Annotated in this window: 16 protein-coding genes; 8 read left to right on the top strand and 8 right to left on the bottom strand. The window is 36.9% G+C overall.

All coding sequences use genetic code 11. The features are described 5' to 3' along the window. The first annotated feature begins 42 nt into the window (after positions 1-42). Positions 43-2,745: a carboxypeptidase regulatory-like domain-containing protein gene (locus BUC16_RS04940; RefSeq protein WP_141226081.1), complete on the top strand. Its 2,703-nt coding sequence runs from the start codon at positions 43-45 to the stop codon at positions 2,743-2,745. A gap of 94 nt (positions 2,746-2,839) precedes the next feature. Here BUC16_RS04940 and BUC16_RS04945 read toward each other — a convergent pair whose 3' ends face one another. The 7 genes from BUC16_RS04945 to BUC16_RS04975 all read right to left on the bottom strand — a co-directional run bounded on the left by BUC16_RS04945 (position 2,840) and on the right by BUC16_RS04975 (position 10,698). Then, entirely contained in the window at positions 2,840-3,340 is a 501-nt protein-coding gene (locus BUC16_RS04945; protein WP_073368369.1) for an OmpH/Skp family outer membrane protein, read from the bottom strand. A gap of 47 nt (positions 3,341-3,387) precedes the next feature. Continuing rightward, positions 3,388-4,830 (bottom strand): OmpH family outer membrane protein, encoded by a 1,443-nt coding sequence (locus tag BUC16_RS04950; protein WP_073368371.1) that lies wholly within the window; start codon positions 4,828-4,830, stop codon positions 3,388-3,390. 35 nt (positions 4,831-4,865) lie between these two features. After that, positions 4,866-7,622 (bottom strand): BamA/OMP85 family outer membrane protein, encoded by a 2,757-nt coding sequence (locus BUC16_RS04955; protein WP_073368372.1) that lies wholly within the window; start codon positions 7,620-7,622, stop codon positions 4,866-4,868. Further along, positions 7,555-8,295, bottom strand: coding sequence for an undecaprenyl pyrophosphate synthase (uppS, locus tag BUC16_RS04960; RefSeq protein ID WP_073368374.1), 741 nt, complete (start codon positions 8,293-8,295; stop codon positions 7,555-7,557). Before uppS ends, BUC16_RS04955 begins: the two co-directional genes overlap by 68 nt. Positions 8,296-8,298: 3 nt before the next feature. Further along, positions 8,299-8,973 (bottom strand): type IX secretion system protein PorG, encoded by a 675-nt coding sequence (gene porG / locus BUC16_RS04965; protein ID WP_073368375.1) that lies wholly within the window; start codon positions 8,971-8,973, stop codon positions 8,299-8,301. Positions 8,974-9,141: 168 nt separating this feature from the next. After that, positions 9,142-10,026, bottom strand: a complete 885-nt coding sequence (locus tag BUC16_RS04970; RefSeq protein WP_073368377.1) for an NAD kinase — start codon at positions 10,024-10,026, stop codon at positions 9,142-9,144. 12 nt (positions 10,027-10,038) lie between these two features. Further along, positions 10,039-10,698, bottom strand: coding sequence for a CBS domain-containing protein (locus tag BUC16_RS04975; protein ID WP_073368378.1), 660 nt, complete (start codon positions 10,696-10,698; stop codon positions 10,039-10,041). Positions 10,699-10,811: 113 nt separating this feature from the next. Here BUC16_RS04975 and BUC16_RS04980 point away from each other — a divergent pair, with 113 nt between their 5' ends. The 7 genes from BUC16_RS04980 to serB all read left to right on the top strand — a co-directional run bounded on the left by BUC16_RS04980 (position 10,812) and on the right by serB (position 17,821). After that, positions 10,812-11,525 (top strand): pyridoxine 5'-phosphate synthase, encoded by a 714-nt coding sequence (locus tag BUC16_RS04980; RefSeq protein WP_073368380.1) that lies wholly within the window; start codon positions 10,812-10,814, stop codon positions 11,523-11,525. A 166-nt stretch (positions 11,526-11,691) separates the two neighbouring features. Further along, positions 11,692-12,453 (top strand): alpha/beta fold hydrolase, encoded by a 762-nt coding sequence (locus tag BUC16_RS04985; protein WP_073368381.1) that lies wholly within the window; start codon positions 11,692-11,694, stop codon positions 12,451-12,453. 31 nt (positions 12,454-12,484) lie between these two features. Beyond that, a complete protein-coding gene (locus BUC16_RS04990; protein WP_073368383.1) occupies positions 12,485-12,823 on the top strand; it encodes a phage holin family protein in 339 nt (112 codons plus the stop codon). A gap of 126 nt (positions 12,824-12,949) precedes the next feature. Beyond that, positions 12,950-14,275 (top strand): trigger factor, encoded by a 1,326-nt coding sequence (locus BUC16_RS04995; protein WP_073368385.1) that lies wholly within the window; start codon positions 12,950-12,952, stop codon positions 14,273-14,275. Between the two features lie 173 nt (positions 14,276-14,448). Then, a complete protein-coding gene (gene clpP, locus BUC16_RS05000; protein ID WP_073368386.1) occupies positions 14,449-15,123 on the top strand; it encodes an ATP-dependent Clp endopeptidase proteolytic subunit ClpP in 675 nt (224 codons plus the stop codon). A gap of 79 nt (positions 15,124-15,202) precedes the next feature. Next, positions 15,203-16,435, top strand: a complete 1,233-nt coding sequence (gene clpX / locus BUC16_RS05005; RefSeq protein ID WP_073368388.1) for an ATP-dependent Clp protease ATP-binding subunit ClpX — start codon at positions 15,203-15,205, stop codon at positions 16,433-16,435. Between the two features lie 150 nt (positions 16,436-16,585). Continuing rightward, entirely contained in the window at positions 16,586-17,821 is a 1,236-nt protein-coding gene (gene serB / locus BUC16_RS05010) for a phosphoserine phosphatase SerB (protein ID WP_073368750.1), read from the top strand. A gap of 76 nt (positions 17,822-17,897) precedes the next feature. Here serB and BUC16_RS05015 read toward each other — a convergent pair whose 3' ends face one another. Continuing rightward, positions 17,898-19,349, bottom strand: coding sequence for a T9SS type A sorting domain-containing protein (locus tag BUC16_RS05015; protein WP_073368389.1), 1,452 nt, complete (start codon positions 19,347-19,349; stop codon positions 17,898-17,900). Positions 19,350-19,676 lie beyond the last annotated feature (327 nt).

A 19,676-nucleotide genomic window follows, 5' to 3' on the forward strand; every position in this document is an offset into this window, starting at 1 on the left:
TGTCCAGACAGCACCAGTTTTTAACATTCCAAATTTCATATAATGAAAAACATATTTCTTGTTACACTATTCTTTATCAGTTCACTTTCTTTTGCCCAAACCATAAAAATTGAAGGAGTTATAACCGACGATAAAAACGTTGGTTTGGAAATGGTCAATGTCATGGCGGTAAACAAAGCCACAAAAGGGATGGATTCCTATGCCATTACAAATGAAAAAGGGAAATATGTGCTGGATTTGAAAGTGAATACTACTTATACCATCAATGTGAGTTTTTTGGGAATGAAGAGCACGCAGTTGGAAATTGTCACTTCTAACGTGAATATCAAAAAGAATATTGTTTTAGAAGGAGGAGCTGTTGAATTGGACGGGGTCGAAATTGTACGTGAAATGCCTGTTTCCATCAAAGGTGACACCATCGTTTACAATGCCGATTCGTTTAAAACAGGAACCGAACGAAAGTTGGAAGATGTCTTGAAAAAATTGCCAGGTGTTGAAGTCAACGCTGATGGAGAAATAGAAGTGGAAGGCAAAAAAGTGACCAAATTAATGGTTGAAGGCAAAGATTTTTTTGACGGCGATACCAAATTGGGTGTCAAAAATATTCCTGCAGATGCCATTGACAAGGTTCAAGTGCTTCGCAATTTCAACGAAAATTCCATCCTGAAAGGGGTGGAAAACAATCAAGACAACGTGGCGATGAATATCAAACTGAAATCAGGAAAAAAGAATTTCTGGTTTGGCGACTTGACTGCAGGAATTGGCGTGGGAATGTTGGATAGTCGCTATTTGATTAACCCAAAATTGTTTTATTACAGTCCTAAATACAGTATTAACCTAATTACAAATTTCAATAATATTGGCGAGTTGCCATTGACCATTCAAGATTATAATAAATTAACGGGAGGATTTAGGGGATTGACGGCAAAAGGTGGTTCCAGTTTTAATGTTTCATCCAATGATTTGGGTATTTCATTGATGCGAAACAATCGAGCCAAAGAAATTGAAACCCAATTTGGAGCCGCAAATTTCTCTTATAATGTCAACAAAGCTTGGACTTTGAGTGGTTTTGGGATTATATCATCCTCGGTTACGGATTTAGAAACAGTATCACAAACCAATATTTTGGAACCCAATTCTTCCGAAATTCAATCTACGGAGAACAAGAAGGAGTTAGCCAATCAAAAAAGTAATTTGGGAATGTTTAAATTGAGTTCAAGCTACAAACCATCAACTGATTTCCAGTTTGATTATGATGTTTTGACCAAGATTTCGAAACAAGAGGAAGATGCACCCTCGATAAGGGAGTCCATTGTCAATAATACTTCGGCAACCGAAATTATCAATACGGCTAAAGAGCAACAACCTCTTTCGATAAACCAAAACCTGAGCTTGTTTTATACCCTTGACGAAAAGAATATTTTCGCAGTCGAAATGCAGCATTTGTATCAAGAGGAAGATCCTTTTTACAATACCAATTTAAACTCGCAACCCTTTAATTTGGTGGGTTATACTCCTGGTCAAAATCGAAATGACATTACTCAAAATCGTTTTGTCAAAACGAGTAAAATTGATGCTAAAGCCGATTATTATTATATGCTTACACCAAAAAGCAATATCAATGTCACACTTGGAAACACCTATTCGTATCAGAATTTCAATTCCAGCATGTATCAAACTTTGGACAATCAAGACATTAATGAATTGGACGCGACCGTCAACAAAAATGACGTGAGTTACAATTTCAACGACGCCTTTTTGGGATTGCATTACAAGATTTTGACAGGGAAATTTACTTTCACGCCCGGTGTGAGCGTTCACGGTTACAATATGACCAACCAACAATTAGGAACGGATTACAGCCAGAATTTCTCGAGGGTATTGCCTGATTTATTGGCAATTTATCAAATCAAGAAAGCGGAATCCCTGACTTATAATTTTTCGTACACCAACAGTTTTACCGATATTAACCAATTGGCGGAAGGGTTGGTTTTTTCTAATTACAATAGTCTAAGAAAGGGAAGTAGAACGCTCGAAAACGCAACTGCTCGTCAACATTCCTTACGCTATTTCAAATACAACATGTTTAATTTAGAAAACATATCCGCCTTTTTGACCTATTCAAAGCGAATAGATGCCATAAAGACCAAGGCTTTTTATAATGGTGTAAACCAATCCTCGGTACCCTATAATTCGGATTTTGCAGACGAAACTGTTTCGGGAAGCGGGTCTTACGGTCGTTCTTTCTTGAAGAATTATAAAGCTTCTTTTTCGGCAAACTTAAATTGGTCGTTGTTCAATAATATTCAAAACAACGTATTGTCGTCAAATGAAAGTTTTACCCAAAGTTATACGCTAAGAACGTCCACGAATTACAAAAAATTACCCAATTTAGAACTGGGTTACAATATGGTAATTAATAATTACGCCAACAGTATTTACTATACCGACAGACCTTTTGCCAAATTGGATTACTACTTTTTGGACAGTTTTTCGCTCGTGACGGAATATGAGTTTTACCACTATCACAATGCCGAAAAAACGGTTGATAACCAGTATGATTTCTTGAGTGCAAGTCTTATTTATCAAAAGAAAGACAGCAAGTTCGAATATAAAATCAGTGGAACCAATCTATTGAACACCAAGTCCATAAACGACGATAGTTTCTCGCAATTCTCCACCAGAATCTCGCAATACACCGTTCAGCCACGATATTTGATATTGTCTTTGAAGTATAATCTATAAGGAGCTAATCCAGCTGTTTATTTCAATCTTGGCTAATAAAAAATCCGCAATTCTTCAGAAATTGCGGATTTTTTATTAACAAGCGTTTTTTTTATTAGAAACCTAAATCTTTTTTTACGTCTGCAGTCAAGTTTGGACCGTCAGCAAGTAAAAGAGCAGTTCCATCAAGAACATATTGAAAACCTTTTGCTTTACCCACTTTTTGGATAGAAGTTCTTACTTTTTCGTAGATTGGTTTTGTGATTTCTTCTTGTTTAGTTTGCAATTCTTTTTGTGCATTTTGACCATAATCCTGGATTCTTTTTTGCATGTCTTGAACTTCTTTTTGACGTTCTCCATTTACAGCTTCTGTAACTGTTGCAGCTTCAGCATCATATTTTTTCAATTTTGCTTGAAATTCTTCAGCCATTTTTTTGTATTCAGCATCATAAGTAGCACTCAATTTTTCAAGTTGTTTTTGCGCATCAAGCATGGCAGGCATTTTCGTCATAATTTCACTTACATCAACATGGGCTACTTTTGCTTGTGCATTAATAGTTTGGCTGGCTCCTAAAACTAGTATTGCAGCAATTAGTAAAGTTTTGATTTGTTTCATCGTTTTAAAATATTAATTAATTATTGTTTGTATTTATTTTATTGTATCTAATTTTTTTCTTCATTTGCCTTTTTTGCGGCTTCTTTATCTTCGAGCATTTTTTTTCTTTTTGCTTCCAATTCTTTTTTACGGTCTTCAATCACTTTTTTGCGATCTTCCAGTGCTTTTGCCCTTGCATCTGCTTGTTTTTGTTTGGCTATTTCCGCTGGTGTTTTTGTCGTTTCCTTGGCTGGATCAGCAACAGTTTCTTTTGTTTTTGCCTCTTCTTTTGTTGTACTTTCAGAAACCGTGCCAGTTTTTTTGGCTTCTTTTTCTTCAAGTGCTTTCTTCCTTTTTTCTTCTTGTGCCTTTTTATTGTCTTCGGCTACTTTTTTACGGTCTTCCAAGATTTTTGCCCTGGCGTCGATTTGTTTTTGTTTAGCTTCGGCAGCCGCTGTTTTTGCAGCTTCTTTGTTAGCGTCGGTATTGGTTGTAGCCGTAGTGCTGCTAGTTGTTGTTGGAGTGGCAGCTCCTGTTTTCTTGGCTTCTTTTTCGGCCAAAATTTGTTTTCTTTTTTCTTCTTGTGCTTTTTTATTGTCTTCGGCTACTTTCTTACGTGCTTCCAGCGTTGCCGCTCTTTCGTCCAATATTTTTTGTCTTGCCTCTGCCGCAGCTGTTTTTGCTGCTTCTTTGTCCACGTTGTTGCCAGTATTGGAACTGGTTGGAGTTGACCTTGAAGCAGAAGGGGCTACGCCATTTTTTCTAGCTTCTCTGTCGGCAATGATTTGCAATCTTTTTTCTTCAGCCGCTCTTTTCTTTTCTTCCTGCAATAATATTCGGTCAGCAATTGCTTTGTCTCTTGCCGCTTTTTTTGCGTCCAATGCTTTTTGTCTGTCTGACAAAGCTGGATTCTCGTCAAGAGCATCTTCTTTGGCTTCCTTGGCTTCTTCTTCTTTCAGTTCTTTTTTGGTCAACTGCTCTCTTTTTTCGGTTCGATTCAAAACACGAATAATTTGGTCGCTTATGTCAAATCTTTTTGCAGCAAAAAGCATTGTCAAATCTGAAGTTTTGTCAAATATGAAATCATATTTTTTTGTTTCGGCAATATCCTGCACTGCTGTGAAAACTTGGTCTTGTATCGGTTTTGTCAAACCGGCTTTTTGTCTCATCAAATCACCGTCAGGGCCAAATCTTTTTTGTTGGTAGTCCAAAGTTTCATTTTCAAGGAACGTGATTTCAGCAATTCTTTCTTCAATAAGTCCTTTTGTCAACAAGGCTTTTTCTGCTTTTAAGGCTTCTTTCAGTTTGTTGATTTCAATTTTTTTTGCTTCTATTTCTTGCTTCCATTTCTGGGCTTTTTGCTCAAGTTGATTTTGGGCTTCCATGTAATCGGGTACATTTTGCAAAATGTATTCCATGTCGATATAGCCCACTTTTGTCCCCCTGGTCTGTCCCAGAAATTTTCCGGATACGATCAGCGCTAAAAATATAAATAAAAATTCTTTTCTCATAACTTAGGTGTATTAGAAAAAATTATATCATTTTTTTAAAATTGTTGCCCAATAATAAAATGCGTTTCCCATCCATTTGGTTTTGAACCCAATGTTCCATTTGGCTGCGGTAATCCATCGAAACCATAACCAAAATCAATTCCCAATAATCCAAATGCAGGCATAAATACCCTTAATCCAACTCCCGCCGAACGGCTTAAAGCAAATGGATTGTAATTTTTGAACGTGTCGAATGACGAACCTGCTTCCAAGAAAGTAAGAGCATAAATGGATGCCGATGCTTTCAAGGTTATTGGGTATCGCAATTCCAATGAATATTTGTTGTAAATAGTTGCTCCAATTGGTTCCCCTTTATCATTTATAGGAGTCAATGAACTATTTGGATATCCTCTCAAGGCTATGGTTTCTCTACCATCCATGGAGTAATTTGCCATTCCATCTCCACCTAAAAAGTATCTTTCGAAAGGGATGATGCCTCTGTCTTTATTGTATGCTCCCAAGAATCCGTATTCTACCAAAGATCGGAGTACTAATTTACCATAAACTTTTGTATACCAATCCCCTTTGAACTTTATTTTGTAATATTCTAACCATTTGTATTTCTCTTGATCCACTTTTGCAGGATCGGCAGCAGCATCTTGATAATTGGCAACGCTACTTGGTGTTGGGTTTGTTGCGCTTGGAACGGCTTCCAAATAATCACCATCGTTAACCATTACTCCATTACCACCAACATAAGAGGCACCTGAGTGAGTATATTTATATTGTTCTTGATTGCCTAATGTGGCATAATCCACTCCGTTAAAGTAAGAGTAAGGAAGGGTAAATTTACCAACCAAACTAAATTCGGCACCATAGGTCGGGAATATCGGGTTGACCCCTTTGTTGCTTCTGGAGAAACCGATGGTGTAAGCCAAGTTTCTTGAGGCGCCATCACCAAATGTAAACAAGCCGGTATTGTAATTATGCAAATCATAATGTTGGTAACTGATGGTTTGCGACAATCCGAAATAATCATCAGGAATCGTAAGTCTTTTGTAAATACCTGCCGAAAGTGTCAAGATGTTGAAACTTCTGCTTTTGTCCACTTTTTGTGTTTGAAAGTTGTTGTAAAACTGACTTGTATAAGAAACAGAGGTAGTAAGATTTACAGGCTTTTGTTTTCCAAACCAAGGCTCTGAAAAAGATGCGCTGTAGGTTCTGTAATATGAACTTGCTTGCAGTCTCAAGGATACTTTTTGTCCGTCTCCCATGGGAAGAGGTTTGTAGGCTTCTTTTTTGAACAGGTTTCTTGCCGAGAAATTATTAAAGGACAATCCTAAAGTTCCAATAAAACCGCCTCCGCCATAACCTCCTTGAAGTTCGATCTGGCTGGCCCCTTTTTCGGTCAATGGATATTCGATATCTACCGTTCCTGCCGCTGCATCCACGTTTTTGAATTTTGGCTCAATGGTTTCAGGATCAAAAAATCCTAATTGTCCAATTTCACGAATGGTTCTTATCAGTAATTCTTTGTTGTATTTTTCTCCCGGTTTGGTTCTTAATTCTCTGTAAACTACGTGGTCATTGGTTTTGTCGTTTCCAGTAATCGTAATTTTGTTGAAATAAGCGATTGGTCCTTCGGTAATTCGAATTTCAAAATCGATGGAGTCATTGGCTGTTTTTGTTTCCACTGCATTGATGGTAGAGAACAAATAACCGTTGTTTTGGTATAAATTGGTAATGTCGTCACCATCGGGTTTGGATTTATCCGCGATTCTTTTTTCAAGAAGCACGCCGTTGTAAGTGTCTCCTTTTTTGACGCCTAGATAACCGATAAGCGCTTCATCTGAGTATACCGTGTTTCCAAGAAACTTGATATTTCCGAAACGATATTTGTTACCCTCTTCGACTTTTATTTTAATCATCAAAGCATTGATGTCTTTGTTGTAGGCTACTGAATCAGAAACAATTCTCGCATCTCTGTATCCTCTTTCTTTGTAAGCATCAACTACTTTTACTAAGTCATCATCGTATTTCGATTTGATGAATTTGGATGCTTTTAGAGTGATAAGGGTTTTTCGTTTGGTATCTTTCATTGCGGCGCGCAAGGTTTCGTCTTTCAACTCCTTGTTGCCCACAAAATCAATGTCCTTGATTTTTACTTTTGCTCCTTTGTCGATTTTTACAACCATGTTAACCATGTTAACTTCTGCAGTGTCTATAACGGTATTTATGGTTACCTTGGTATTGAAAAAACCATCTTTTTTGTATTTGTTTTCGATGTAGTTTTTTGTGGTTGTGATCAAGTTTTCATTGACTACTTTGCTTTTGGTAAGGCCATTGTCTTTTATTAAACCTTCAATTTTACTTTTAGGAACTCCTACAATTTTTACTTCATTTAATTTAGGTAATTCTTCAACGTGCAAATCAAGATAAATGCTGTCATTTTCAACTCTATTTACATAAAAAGAGATTTCGTCAAAGAGACCCAGTTTTCCTAATTTTTTTATGGCATTGCTTATTTGTTCTCCGGGAACGGTAATTTCTTGTCCTTTTTCAAGACCGGCAAAAGTTACTACGGTATTGGCGTTGAAACTTATTTTGCCCACTACGTCAACTTTGGCTAGAATGTATGATTTTCCTTGGTCAAAAGGGATTCTTTCTTGGGCTTTAATTTGAGAAAAACTGCCAAAAATTAAGAGGCTAAGGACTATCTTTATGCTTTTTTGTAACACTAAAAAATTATTTAATTTGTTCACTTGTTTTTCCAAATCTACGCTCTCTTTTTTGATAACTAATGATAGCCTCATACAAATCTTGTTCTTTAAAGTCTGGCCATAATATATCAGTAAAATATAATTCTGCGTAGGCAATTTGCCATAACAAAAAATTACTTATTCTATGCTCTCCACTTGTTCGTATTAATAAATCTACCTCTGGTAAATTTTGCGTGTAAAGATGCTCATTTATAATTGAATCGTCAATAGAGTCTATTGAAATTATATTATTTTTAACTTTATCGCTTATGTTTCTTACAGCATTTACGATTTCTTCCCTAGAACCGTAGCTTAATGCCAGTGTCAAGGTCATTCTGGTGTTGTCTTTGGTCTTGTCCATTACGTCCAGAAGTTCTTTCTGTGCTGATTTTGGTAATTTGTCTAAATTGCCAATGGCGTTTAGTTTGATGTTGTTGTTTTGAAGGGTTTTAAGCTCTTTCTTCAGGGCTCTTATCAAGATTTTCATCAGGGTTTCGACCTCTATTTTTGGCCTGTTCCAGTTTTCGGTGGAAAAAGCATACAAGGTAAGAAACTCTATGCCTAATCTGGCACAAGTCTTTATGTTCTCTTTTACGGATTTTGTCCCGCTTTCGTGTCCAAGAGTTCTTAATAATCCTTGTTTTTTTGCCCAACGACCATTGCCGTCCATAATGATGGCCAAATGTTTGGGTAAATTGGTAGTGTCTATTTTATCTAGTAAATTCATTTTTTATTCTGCACAATAACAGGGTTTGATTCCAAAAGTATAAGTTAGCGTTAGCCCTGTGAAAACGTACCAATCATTGTTATTTATATTTCCAAATTTCAACAAATTTTCATCCTTTGGATTGCTTCCGTCCAAGTTGTCCGTAAAGGTATATCTTGTTCCAACTTCCAAGCCTATTACAAAATATGGCGAAACATTTGATTTTATTCCTAAAATCATTGGAATTGCCATGGAACCAGCGTCTGAATTCTTAAACGTTTCTCCTGACGAAACATACAATCCATCGTACCTGAAATAGCTTATTCCAGAATACACATAAGGCGTTATTTTTCTTTTGGCTTCGTGTAAATTGAAGTCGAAAAAATTAAATTCAAGGCCTAAAGATACTTCTTTTATATTATTTTCAAAACGATAACCTCTTTGATTTCTGCCTGGCTCTTTTGAATCAAGATCATTGGCTGAAATTTTTGATTGCGTGTACGAAAAACGGTAGGAATGTCTAGGGCTTTTGTTCCACTTGTAAAGAATTCCAAGAGCCGGTTCGTTGGGTGCAATATAGGTGGTAAGCCCAACATCACCAACATAATTACTTCCGCCTACAAAAACACCCAACTCGTTAATTTGGGCATTCATTGTACAAAAAAAAAGCAAAAACAATAGATGAAATAATTTATACATTTAATTAAAAATTGCGTGCAAATATAATAATAATCAACACGAATCAATACCCATTGGATTAAATGTGTGTTTTATTGAATAATTGACACTAAATGAAGTGAATAATTGATTCGAAAACACTTTAACGGAAAAAACAAGCGTATTCGTATGGTGAACAGTAAGAATGATTTAGTTTCTTCTGTCTTCTCCCCAAAATAATTTGGTTCGAAGGGTTTTCAAGAAAGTTTCTTTTGGTATTTCCACCATGTTGATTTGGAAAGGCGTTTTCTTGATAACCAATATGGTTTCGTTTTTCACGGACGTGATTCTGGAATCCAATGAAACCAAGTAATTTTCTTCTCTTCCTGAAACTTTTAATCTGATTTCCGTTTCGTCGGGAACCACTAGCGGACGGGCATTGAGATTGTGAGGCGCAATAGGAGTGATGACGAAACTTCTCACGTCTGGAGTCAATATTGGTCCACCACAACTCATTGAGTAGCCGGTAGAACCTGTGGGAGTGGCAATAATTAAGCCGTCGGCCCAATACGAATTTAAAAACTCGTTGTTCAAATAGGTTTCTATCGTAATCATGGAAGTGGTGTCTTTTCGGCTAACGGAAATTTCATTCATTCCAAAATTAAGTTCTTCGATGGCTTCATTGGTTGGAGTGCACGTTAGGCTCAACAATGTTCTTTTGGAAATGGTGTATTTCTTGTCAATGATGAATTGCATGAACTCGTCGATGTTTTCTTTTTGCACAGTTGCCAAGAAACCCAGTCTTCCTGCGTTTATTCCCAAAATTGGAACGCCTGAATTTCGTACCAAAGCTGCGGCTCTCAAAATAGTTCCATCCCCTCCAATGCTGATGAGCATGTCGAAACTGCTGTCTAGTTCTTTATGGGAAGAAAAAGTCTTGTATTCTTTTTCGATGATTTTTTTTTCGTGTAGTATCATCAAGAATTCAGCTTCGATAATCATTTCTACATTATTTTTGTTGAAAAACACAAAAATGTCATTTATGATCGGTTCGGTGCTGTTTAGATAGTATTTCCCGTAAATGGCTACTTTCATCAAGTTGGTTTGTTAGATATTAAGATATTTGTCCAAATAATCGGAGCGTTCCTTTAATGTGTTGATGTAATTGTCTTCGTTGTGTTCGGACATAATTTCATAGTCATATCTTCTGAAGGTCTGGATGATTTCGTTTATGGGGCCGATATTTATTTTTATGGTTACTTCTATGTTTTCCACATCAGTGCCAGACACGAACAAACCAAGTATTTTGCCATTGTTGCTTTCCACGATTTGGGTAATTTGGCTTAACGAATAATCTGCTTGTCTTTTTTTGACAACAATAATTCTTCCCGACTCGAATAAAAAAGGGGTTTCGCTAAAAAATTTGATGATGTCGCCCATTTCATAATAGCCGATATATTTGTTTTTATCGTCCAAAACAGGAACCAGGTTGGTGTTGTTTTTTGCAAAAACCTCCAAAACTTCAAGCCAAGCCATATTGTTTCTGGCAAAAAAACCTTCGAGGGAATATTTGTAATCGGATATTTTTTTAGAGCCGTCAAAAGTTTCAATATCTTCGGAAGCAATACTGCCAATGTACACTTCTTCCTCGATTACGGGGAAATGGGAAAAAGTCAATTCATCAAAAAACTCTTGAACAACCGAGATACTGTCTTGGCTTTCAATAGCTTTGAAATCATTGGTAATATAGTTTGTAATTTCAGTCATAATCAATTCAAAATATTTGACGCAAAATAATCAAAATTATACAATTACAGCTAATTTAACTTTGTATTTTTGCAGCTTAAGGTTCTAAAAATTATTCTCAATAAATTAATCCAATGACAAAGTTAAGTGTAAATATTAACAAAATAGCCACTTTGCGAAATGCTCGTGGTGGAAATGTTCCAGATTTGTTAAAAGTGGCTGCCGATATCCAGAAATTCGGTGGACAAGGAATCACCATTCATCCAAGACCGGACGAAAGACACATTCGCTATCAGGATGCCCGTGACTTGAAATCGATAGTTTACACCGAATATAATATTGAAGGAAATCCCGAAAAAAGCTTCGTTGATTTGGTTCTCGAAATAAAACCGGAACAAGTTACTTTAGTGCCCGATGCCGTCGATGCCATAACTTCAAATGCAGGTTGGGACACCATAAAACATAAAGATTTTTTAATCGAAATGGTTCAGGAATTTCAAAGAAACGGAATCAGGACTTCCATCTTTGTGGATCCCGTTCTCGAAATGATTGAAGGAGCCAAAATTATTGGAACCGAAAGAATCGAATTGTACACGGAAGCTTTCGCGCATCAATATGGTTTGGGAAACAAAAACGGAATTGATCCTTACGTGAAGTCGGCAGTTTTGGCCAATGAGCTAGGTTTGGGGATTAATGCAGGGCACGATTTGAGTTTGGACAACATCCAGTTTTTTCATCAAAACATTCCGGGTTTATTGGAAGTTTCCATTGGTCACGCACTTATTTCCGAAGCTATCTACCTTGGATTGGACAATGTGGTCAATATGTATTTGCAAAAACTGAAATGATTTTCTACCATATAAGTTCATTTAAGTTGTAGAGAAATTGCAATTCTTAAAACTTATATTTCTTATGATATAAATTGTTTAAACCATATAAGATAAACTATCGAGTCAAACCTTAAATGAACTTATATGCCTTATGTGGTTAACAATTTTTAAATTCTAAATTAAAATGATTTATTCAAAAATAGAAGGTACGGGCAAGCCACTCCTGATTATCCACGGATTTCTGGGAATGTCCGACAATTGGAAAACGATGGGAACGCAATTTGCTGCCGATGGATTTCAGGCGCATTTGTTGGATTTGCGCAATCACGGCAAGAGTTTTCACTCCGAAGAATTCAATTATGAAATAATGGCGCAGGATGTTTTTGATTATTGCAAAGCCAATAATTTGGAAAAAGTCAGTATCATCGGGCATTCGATGGGTGGGAAAACGGCAATGCTTTTTGCAGCACAGTATCCTGAAATGGTCGAAAAATTAATAGTTGCCGACATTGGTCCAAAATTCTATCCGCAACATCATCAAATTATTTTTGAAGCCTTGAATGCAGTCGATTTTTCCAAAAAACCAAGCCGAAACGAAGTTGAAGAAATTATGTCGCAACACATAACCGATTTTGGAACAAGGCAGTTTTTGTTGAAAAGTTTGTATTGGCAAGAGCCGGGACAATTGGCATTCCGATTTAATTTGGCCGTTTTCAATGCAAAAATGGACGAAATAGGAAAGCCGCTTCCGGAGAATGCCATTTTCAATAAACCGACGCTTTTCATTCGTGGCGGAAATTCCAATTATATTCTCGATGAAGATTTCCAAAACATCCAGCAACATTTTCCGGATTCCAGGATAGAAACCATTCCGAATGTAGGTCATTGGCTTCACGCCGAAAATCCAAAACTCTTTTATGAAATAACGAATTCGTTTTTGAAATAATTATTTTATACTTTTGAAATAAAAAACACTTATGAAATTACTTACCAGAATTCTCGTTACCTCAGTTTTGGTGTTGCTTATTGCCCATTTTATGACAGGTGTTCATGTTGCGGGGTTTGTTACCTCATTGCTTGTTGCAATTGTTTTGGGATTGCTCAATATTTTTATAAAACCCATATTTGTATTATTGACTCTGCCATTTACCATATTTACATTAGGTTTGTTTTTATTGGTCATCAATGCCATAATCATCTTGCTTTGTACCAATATAGTGGGCGGATTTAGTGTGGATTCTTTTTGGACGGCATTGCTTTTTAGTGTCGTGTTGTCTATTTCACAGTCTATTATGTATAAAATTGTGGGAGATTAGAGGAAGAAAAGAATCTGAATTGAAGTGCAAATAAGGAGCTAAAATTCAATAGATTAAAAACTTGTTTGGGTTGTAAAATTTTTATAATTTTGCAACCCAATTTTATTATGTAAATAAACGAAGAAGATGGATATTAAAAGAGTAGCATTAGACGCAGTAAACGAAACAATTGTAATGACAGTTGTTCACATAGATTACAAAGGTCAAGTAGCAAAAAGAATAAACGAAAAAATGCCTTTGGCAACCGTAAAAGGTTTTAGAAAAGGGGCTGTGCCAAAAGACCTTGTTGAAAAACAATATGGTAAAGCAATCAAACAAGAAGAAGTTAAAAAAGTGGTTGATTTGGCTTTAGAGCGTTATGTTCAATCGGAAAGATTAAATCTTTTGGGAACTCCTCTTGCCAAAGTAAACGAAAACTTCAATTGGGATGCTGAAGAATTGGTTTTTGAATATGAAATTGGTTTGGTTCCATCTTTCGAAATTGACTTGGATGCTAAAAACGACATCGTAAAATATGTAGTTACAGCTGATGATAAATTAATTGACGGACAAGTAGAGCGTATACAAAAACAATTTGGAAATGCAATTCCTCAAGAAGTTGTTGTAGAAGGTGCTGATTTGAAAGGTGTTTTTACCAACGAAGCAGAAGGAATCGGAAATACTACTAGCATTTCATTGTCAGTTTTCAAAGACAAAGCAACTGCCGATAAATTTATTGGTAAAAAAGTAGGTGATGTTGTGACTGTAAATACAAAAGGTTTATTCGAAGATGATCATCAATTGATGGATTATTTGAAAGTAGGTCACGATAATGTTCACGGTTTGGCAATCGATGTTGATTTTACTATCGAAGCAATCACCGTTTCTGAGCCAGCTGAATTGAATCAAGAATTGTTCGACAAATTGTTCGGTGAAGGAAACGTGGCTTCATTGGAAGACTTGAAAGCAAAAATCAAAGAAGATGCCGAGGCTCAATTCGCTCAGCAAGCAGACCAAAAATTATTGGGTGATGTAACCGAGTTTTTAATCGAAAACACCAAATTCGATTTGCCGGCTGAATTTTTGAAAAAATGGTTGCAAACTGTAGGGGAGAAAAAATTATCTCCAGAAGAAGCTGAAGTAGAATATGCACGTTCTGAAAAGGGATTGCGTTTTCAATTAATTGAAGGGAAAGCATTGGCACAAAGTGATATCAAAATCACTTTTGAAGATTTGAAAACTTTTACAACTAAAAACATTCGTCATCAAATGGCACAATTCGGGCAAACCAATCCTACTGACGAAGAAGTTCAAGGGATTGTTGCAAGAGTTTTGTCTAACCAGGAAGAAGTAAAAAGACTTTCAGACCAAGTAGTTGCCGAGAAATTATTGGAAATCTTCAAAGAGAAAGCAAATCCAACAACTAAAGAAGTGACTTACGAAGAATTTATTGCTGCGTCTTACGGAGAATAATTTCTAAAAAAAATAAGTATATTTGAGCGTCAAAAAGATTATTTTTTTGGCGCTCTTTTTTTTAAAGTTCTTGTAAAACTTAGAATTAAGACATATTGGCATCATTTGTAAAGAGGTACGACCTTTGATAAATTAAATTACAATATATAAACTAAAACTTAGAACAAATAAATATGAACTACGGTAAAGAATTTAAAAAGTTTGCTACAAAACACCAAGGTGTAAACGCAATGTACTACGACAAAATCGTGGCAGCAATGAATCCAACAAACATGACACCTTATATTATTGAGGAACGTCAGTTGAATATTTCTCAATTGGACGTTTTTTCAAGATTGATGATGGACCGAATTATTTTCTTGGGAACAGGAATTGATGATCAAATCGCCAACATCGTTCAAGCGCAGTTATTGTTTTTGGAAAGTGCCGATGCTTCAAAAGACATTCAAATTTATTTGAACTCTCCAGGAGGAAGCGTTTATGCAGGATTGGGAATTTATGATACGATGCAATACATCAAACCAGACGTTGCCACGATTTGTACAGGAATGGCCGCTTCTATGGGAGCAGTTCTTTTATGTGCAGGAGCAGCTGGAAAACGTTCAGCATTGCCGCATTCAAGAGTGATGATCCACCAACCATCAGGAGGAGCACAAGGTGTTGCAACGGATATGGAAATCAACTTGCGTGAAATGTTGAAACTAAAAGACGAATTATATAATATCATTTCGCATCATTCAGGACAAACTTTCGATAAAGTACACAAAGACAGTGAGCGCGATTATTGGATGAAAGCTGATGAAGCCAAAGAATATGGAATGATTGATGAAGTGTTGAGAAGAAGTTAAATTAGATAACAGGTTTCGGATTTCAGGCCGCAATTTTTACAACCTGAAATCTGAAATCTAAAATCTGCAATCTAAAAAGATGGCAAAACCAAAATTAGAATGTTCGTTCTGCGGAAGAAAAAAACCGGAAACCAATTTATTGATTGCCGGAATCGATGCACACATTTGTGATAAATGTATCGAACAAGCCCATGGAATTGTATTAGAAGAATTAAAATCAAGCGGGAAGGCTCATTTGCCAACCGATTTGGTGTTGAAAAAGCCAAAAGAGATCAGGGCTTTTTTGGATCAATATGTAATTGGCCAAGACCAAACCAAAAAAGTAATGTCGGTTGCGGTTTACAATCACTACAAACGTTTGATGCAACAAGAATTGCACGACGAGGTAGAGATTGAAAAAAGCAATATTATTATGGTAGGCCAAACTGGAACCGGGAAAACATTGGTGGCTAAAACCATTGCGAAAATGTTGGATGTTCCTTTGGCTATTGTTGATGCAACGGTATTGACAGAAGCCGGTTATGTGGGAGAAGATGTCGAAAGTATTTTGACACGTCTTTTGCAGGCTGCCGATTATGATGTGACCAAAGCCGAAAGAGGAATTGTTTTCATTGACGAAATTGACAAGATTGCCCGCAAAAGCGACAATCCATCCATCACTCGTGATGTGTCTGGAGAAGGAGTGCAGCAGGCTTTATTGAAATTATTGGAAGGAACTGTGGTAAATGTTCCACCAAAAGGAGGAAGAAAACATCCGGATCAAAAATTCGTTGAGGTAAACACCCAAAACATTTTGTTTATTGCCGGTGGTGCTTTCGACGGAATTGAGCGAATCATTTCAAAACGTTTGAATCGTCAGGCTGTGGGTTATTCTACTTCTAAAAATGCTGACAATATCGACAAAGACAATTTGTTGCAATACATTATTCCAAAAGACATCAAAGACTTTGGATTGATTCCTGAGATTATTGGTCGTTTGCCAGTATTGACTCATATGGATCCTTTGGATAGGGAAACTTTGAGAGCGATTTTGACGCAGCCTAAAAATGCTTTAATCAAGCAATATAAAAAATTGTTTTTGATGGATGAGGTTGAATTTAGCATCACGGACGAAGCTTTGGATTTTATCGTTGACAAAGCTTTGGAATACAAATTGGGAGCTCGTGGATTGCGTTCATTATGTGAAGCTATTTTAACAGATGCCATGTATGAATTGCCAAGTTCTGATGATAAAGTATTGCATATCGACGTGGATTACGCCAAAGAAACATTGAACAGAAATTTATTGAAACGATTGGAAATCGCTTCTTAAATTTTTTGGTTTATTGAATTCCAAACCCGACAGTTTTTAAAAAGCTGTCGGGTTTTCTATTTTTTACTCTTTGTGAAAAAACATCAGATATTCTTTTTTATGAGCAATAGATTGTCGATTTTTGCCCATCGTAAATCAAAACAAGTAAAAATGGCAATAGGAGATAAAGAGATTATTTTGTTAAAAGTTTCTGGTCAGGATAAACCTGGGGTAACAGCTGGGTTGACATCCATATTGGCAACTTATGATGCCGTTATTTTGGATATTGGTCAAGCTGATATTCACGATACATTATCATTGGGTATTTTGTTTGAAATAAAAACAGGGTCTTCTTCAGGGCCAGTTTTGAAAGATTTATTGTTCAAAGCTTATGAATTGGGGATTAAGGTGAAATTTATTCCGATTTCCATTCCTGACTACGAAATTTGGGTAAAAGGACAACGCAAACAACGCTATATCATCAATGTTTTGGGAGAAACATTGACCGCCGTGCAATTGGCTGCCGTGACCAAAATAATGTCAGACCAAAATTTGAATATCGATTCCATCATACGATTAACGGGTAGAACTTCTGTAGTGGAGAAAGAGGAATATCCTCGTTCTTGCGTGCAATTATCCGTGACTGGAGATATTGTCGATAAAACGTTGATGACGGCCAGTTTTATGGAAATTTCTGGAGAATTAGATGTAGATATCTCTTTTCAAGAAGATAATATGTATAGAAGAAACAGACGTTTGGTGTGTTTTGATATGGATTCGACTTTAATTCAAACTGAAGTAATTGATGAATTGGCTGAATTGGCTGGTGTTGGCGAACAAGTTAGAGCCATTACCGAATCGGCGATGAACGGCGAAATTGATTTTAGCGAAAGTTTCAAAAAGCGTATGGCTTTGCTGGAAGGTTTGAGCGAAGATGTTTTGCATAATGTTGCCATAAATTTACCGATAACCAAAGGAGCACATCGTTTGATGAAAGCCTTGAAATATTACGGTTATAAAACGGCTATTTTGTCTGGAGGTTTCACCTATTTTGGTCACTATTTGCAAAAGGAATTGGGGATTGATTATGTTCACGCCAATGAATTGGAAATTAAAGATGGTAAACTGACAGGGAAGTATATAGGCGAAATTGTCGATGGAGCAAAGAAAGCTGAATATTTAAAAGCGATAGCCGAAAAAGAAGGCATACACATCAACCAAACCATTGCAGTGGGTGATGGGGCTAATGATTTGCCTATGTTGAATTTGGCAGGGTTGGGAATCGCTTTTCATGCGAAACCAAAAGTAAAAGAAAATGCGGCTACATCTATTTCTAGCCTTGGTCTTGACGGTATTTTATACTTGTTGGGCTACCACGACAGACATATTGATATGATGCAGGAGTAAAAACTGCAAACTAGAATATAAAAGCCTTGATTCTTTGGGGTCAAGGCTTTTTTGTGTGTACTAGAGGGACGTTGATTTATTTTTTGATTATGGTTTTGGTGGCTTTTCCTTCATTGGTGATTACCTCAAAAAAGTAGCTTCCATTGGTTAAAGAGCTCATGGAAATACTAGTGCTTTTTTCTGTTTTTACCAATTGTCCCAAAGTGTTGTAAACATTTACTTTTTCCAGAATTAAATCTTCCTGAAAACTGATGGTCACCGTCCCTGAAGCCGGATTGGGATACACCGAAAAATTAGCCAATACAAAACTGTCTGAACTTAAAACAGCCGATAAATCATAGACCCTGACGGATCCCGTAAAACCATAATTGCCTGGAGCTCCAATGGCCAAGATGCTTCCGTCGCCGGAAAGCGAAACACTGCCACTTTCATCACCAGCGGCTTCTCCATCAATGTCGGTTCCCACTTTTGTCCAAGTGCCGGAAACATTTTTGTAGACCCTGACCGATCCTGAACCATTGCCATTGCCACCATTGTTTGTAGCTCCAATAGCCAAGATGCTTCCGTTGCCGGAAAGCGAAACACTGCCACTTTGATCACCAGCGGCTTCTCCATCAATGTCGGTTCCCACTTGTGTCCAAGTGCCGGAAACATTTTTATAAACCCTGACTGATCCTGAATTGAAACCATTTCCATCATTGGCTATAGCGCCGATGGCCAAAGTAGTAGCGTCGGTGGAAAGCGAAACACTCGATCCAAAACTATCACCAGCGGCTTCTCCATCAATGTCGCCTCCCACTTGTGTCCAAGTGCCGGAAACATTTTTGTAGACACGAACTGATCCTGACTCAGCACCATTTCCATCATTTTGTGGAGCTCCAATGGCCAAGATGCTTCCGTCGCCGGAAAGCGAAACACTATTACCAGTCCAATCACCCGCTGCTTCTCCATCAATATCGGTTCCCACTTGTGTCCAAGTATTAGAAACATTTTTATAGACCCTGACTGATCCTGAATAAGTACCATTTCCACTATTAGTAAGTGCTCCAATGGCCAAGATACTTCCATCGTTGGAAAGCGAAACACTAGAACCACTCCAATCACCAGCGGCTTCTCCATCAATGTCGCCTCCCACTTGTGTCCAAGTGCCGGAAACATTTTTGTAGACACGAACTGATCCTGAAAAACTACCATTTCCATCATTTCCAGGAGCTCCAATGGCCAAAGTAGTACCGTCGCTGGAAAGCGACACACTCCATCCATTACCATCATCAGCGGCTTCACCATCAATGTCGGCTCCCACTTGTGTCCAAGTACCTGAAACATTTTTGTAGACCCTAACGGATGCTGAATTCTCGCCAAAAGTCCATTGTTGAGTAGCTCCAATGGCCACGATACTTCCGTCGCCGGAAAGCGAAACACTAGAACCACTATAAAGATTACCGGCTTCTCCATCAATGTCGGCTCCTATTTGTGTTTGTCCAAAACAAAAAAATGGAAATAAAATAAAAAGTAGTATTTTTTTCATAATTAATTGATTTAGAGATATCTAATAAAGTTAATTAAAAAAATGCAAGAATGTTAAAGAATAATCAATTTATTTAGATTATTGTGCAAATGGAAAATTTGAATCTTTTTATTAAGTTTGAAGTACTTTTAAAACGACTTAAGAAAGTCCAAGAAATGCCAATTGAATTACAAAATCTTCACCTTTTTCAAATTTCAAGGTGTCAACACTTGTTAAAAACTACAAAAAGGAAAAGCTCAAAAATGTACTTTTTTTGAGCTTTTTTATTTGTTTATGTGTGCTTAAAGGTATTTTGTAAATTATGTTTTTTTGAAAACCTTTCCATGT

Source organism: Flavobacterium fluvii (assembly GCF_900129545.1).
Taxonomy (GTDB): Bacteria; Bacteroidota; Bacteroidia; order Flavobacteriales; family Flavobacteriaceae; genus Flavobacterium; species Flavobacterium fluvii.

Excerpts from the sequence above, each read along its gene's own strand:
- BUC16_RS04940 (WP_141226081.1), top strand. The coding sequence starts at position 43 with ATGAAAAACATATTTCTTGTTACACTATTCTTTATCAGTTCACTTTCT.
- BUC16_RS04945 (WP_073368369.1), bottom strand. The coding sequence starts at position 3,340 with ATGAAACAAATCAAAACTTTACTAATTGCTGCAATACTAGTTTTAGGA.
- BUC16_RS04950 (WP_073368371.1), bottom strand. The coding sequence starts at position 4,830 with ATGAGAAAAGAATTTTTATTTATATTTTTAGCGCTGATCGTATCCGGA.
- BUC16_RS04955 (WP_073368372.1), bottom strand. The coding sequence starts at position 7,622 with ATGAGGCTATCATTAGTTATCAAAAAAGAGAGCGTAGATTTGGAAAAA.
- uppS (WP_073368374.1), bottom strand. The coding sequence starts at position 8,295 with ATGAATTTACTAGATAAAATAGACACTACCAATTTACCCAAACATTTG.
- porG (WP_073368375.1), bottom strand. The coding sequence starts at position 8,973 with ATGTATAAATTATTTCATCTATTGTTTTTGCTTTTTTTTTGTACAATG.
- BUC16_RS04970 (WP_073368377.1), bottom strand. The coding sequence starts at position 10,026 with ATGAAAGTAGCCATTTACGGGAAATACTATCTAAACAGCACCGAACCG.
- BUC16_RS04975 (WP_073368378.1), bottom strand. The coding sequence starts at position 10,698 with ATGACTGAAATTACAAACTATATTACCAATGATTTCAAAGCTATTGAA.
- BUC16_RS04980 (WP_073368380.1), top strand. The coding sequence starts at position 10,812 with ATGACAAAGTTAAGTGTAAATATTAACAAAATAGCCACTTTGCGAAAT.
- BUC16_RS04985 (WP_073368381.1), top strand. The coding sequence starts at position 11,692 with ATGATTTATTCAAAAATAGAAGGTACGGGCAAGCCACTCCTGATTATC.
- BUC16_RS04990 (WP_073368383.1), top strand. The coding sequence starts at position 12,485 with ATGAAATTACTTACCAGAATTCTCGTTACCTCAGTTTTGGTGTTGCTT.
- BUC16_RS04995 (WP_073368385.1), top strand. The coding sequence starts at position 12,950 with ATGGATATTAAAAGAGTAGCATTAGACGCAGTAAACGAAACAATTGTA.
- clpP (WP_073368386.1), top strand. The coding sequence starts at position 14,449 with ATGAACTACGGTAAAGAATTTAAAAAGTTTGCTACAAAACACCAAGGT.
- clpX (WP_073368388.1), top strand. The coding sequence starts at position 15,203 with ATGGCAAAACCAAAATTAGAATGTTCGTTCTGCGGAAGAAAAAAACCG.
- serB (WP_073368750.1), top strand. The coding sequence starts at position 16,586 with ATGGCAATAGGAGATAAAGAGATTATTTTGTTAAAAGTTTCTGGTCAG.
- BUC16_RS05015 (WP_073368389.1), bottom strand. The coding sequence starts at position 19,349 with ATGAAAAAAATACTACTTTTTATTTTATTTCCATTTTTTTGTTTTGGA.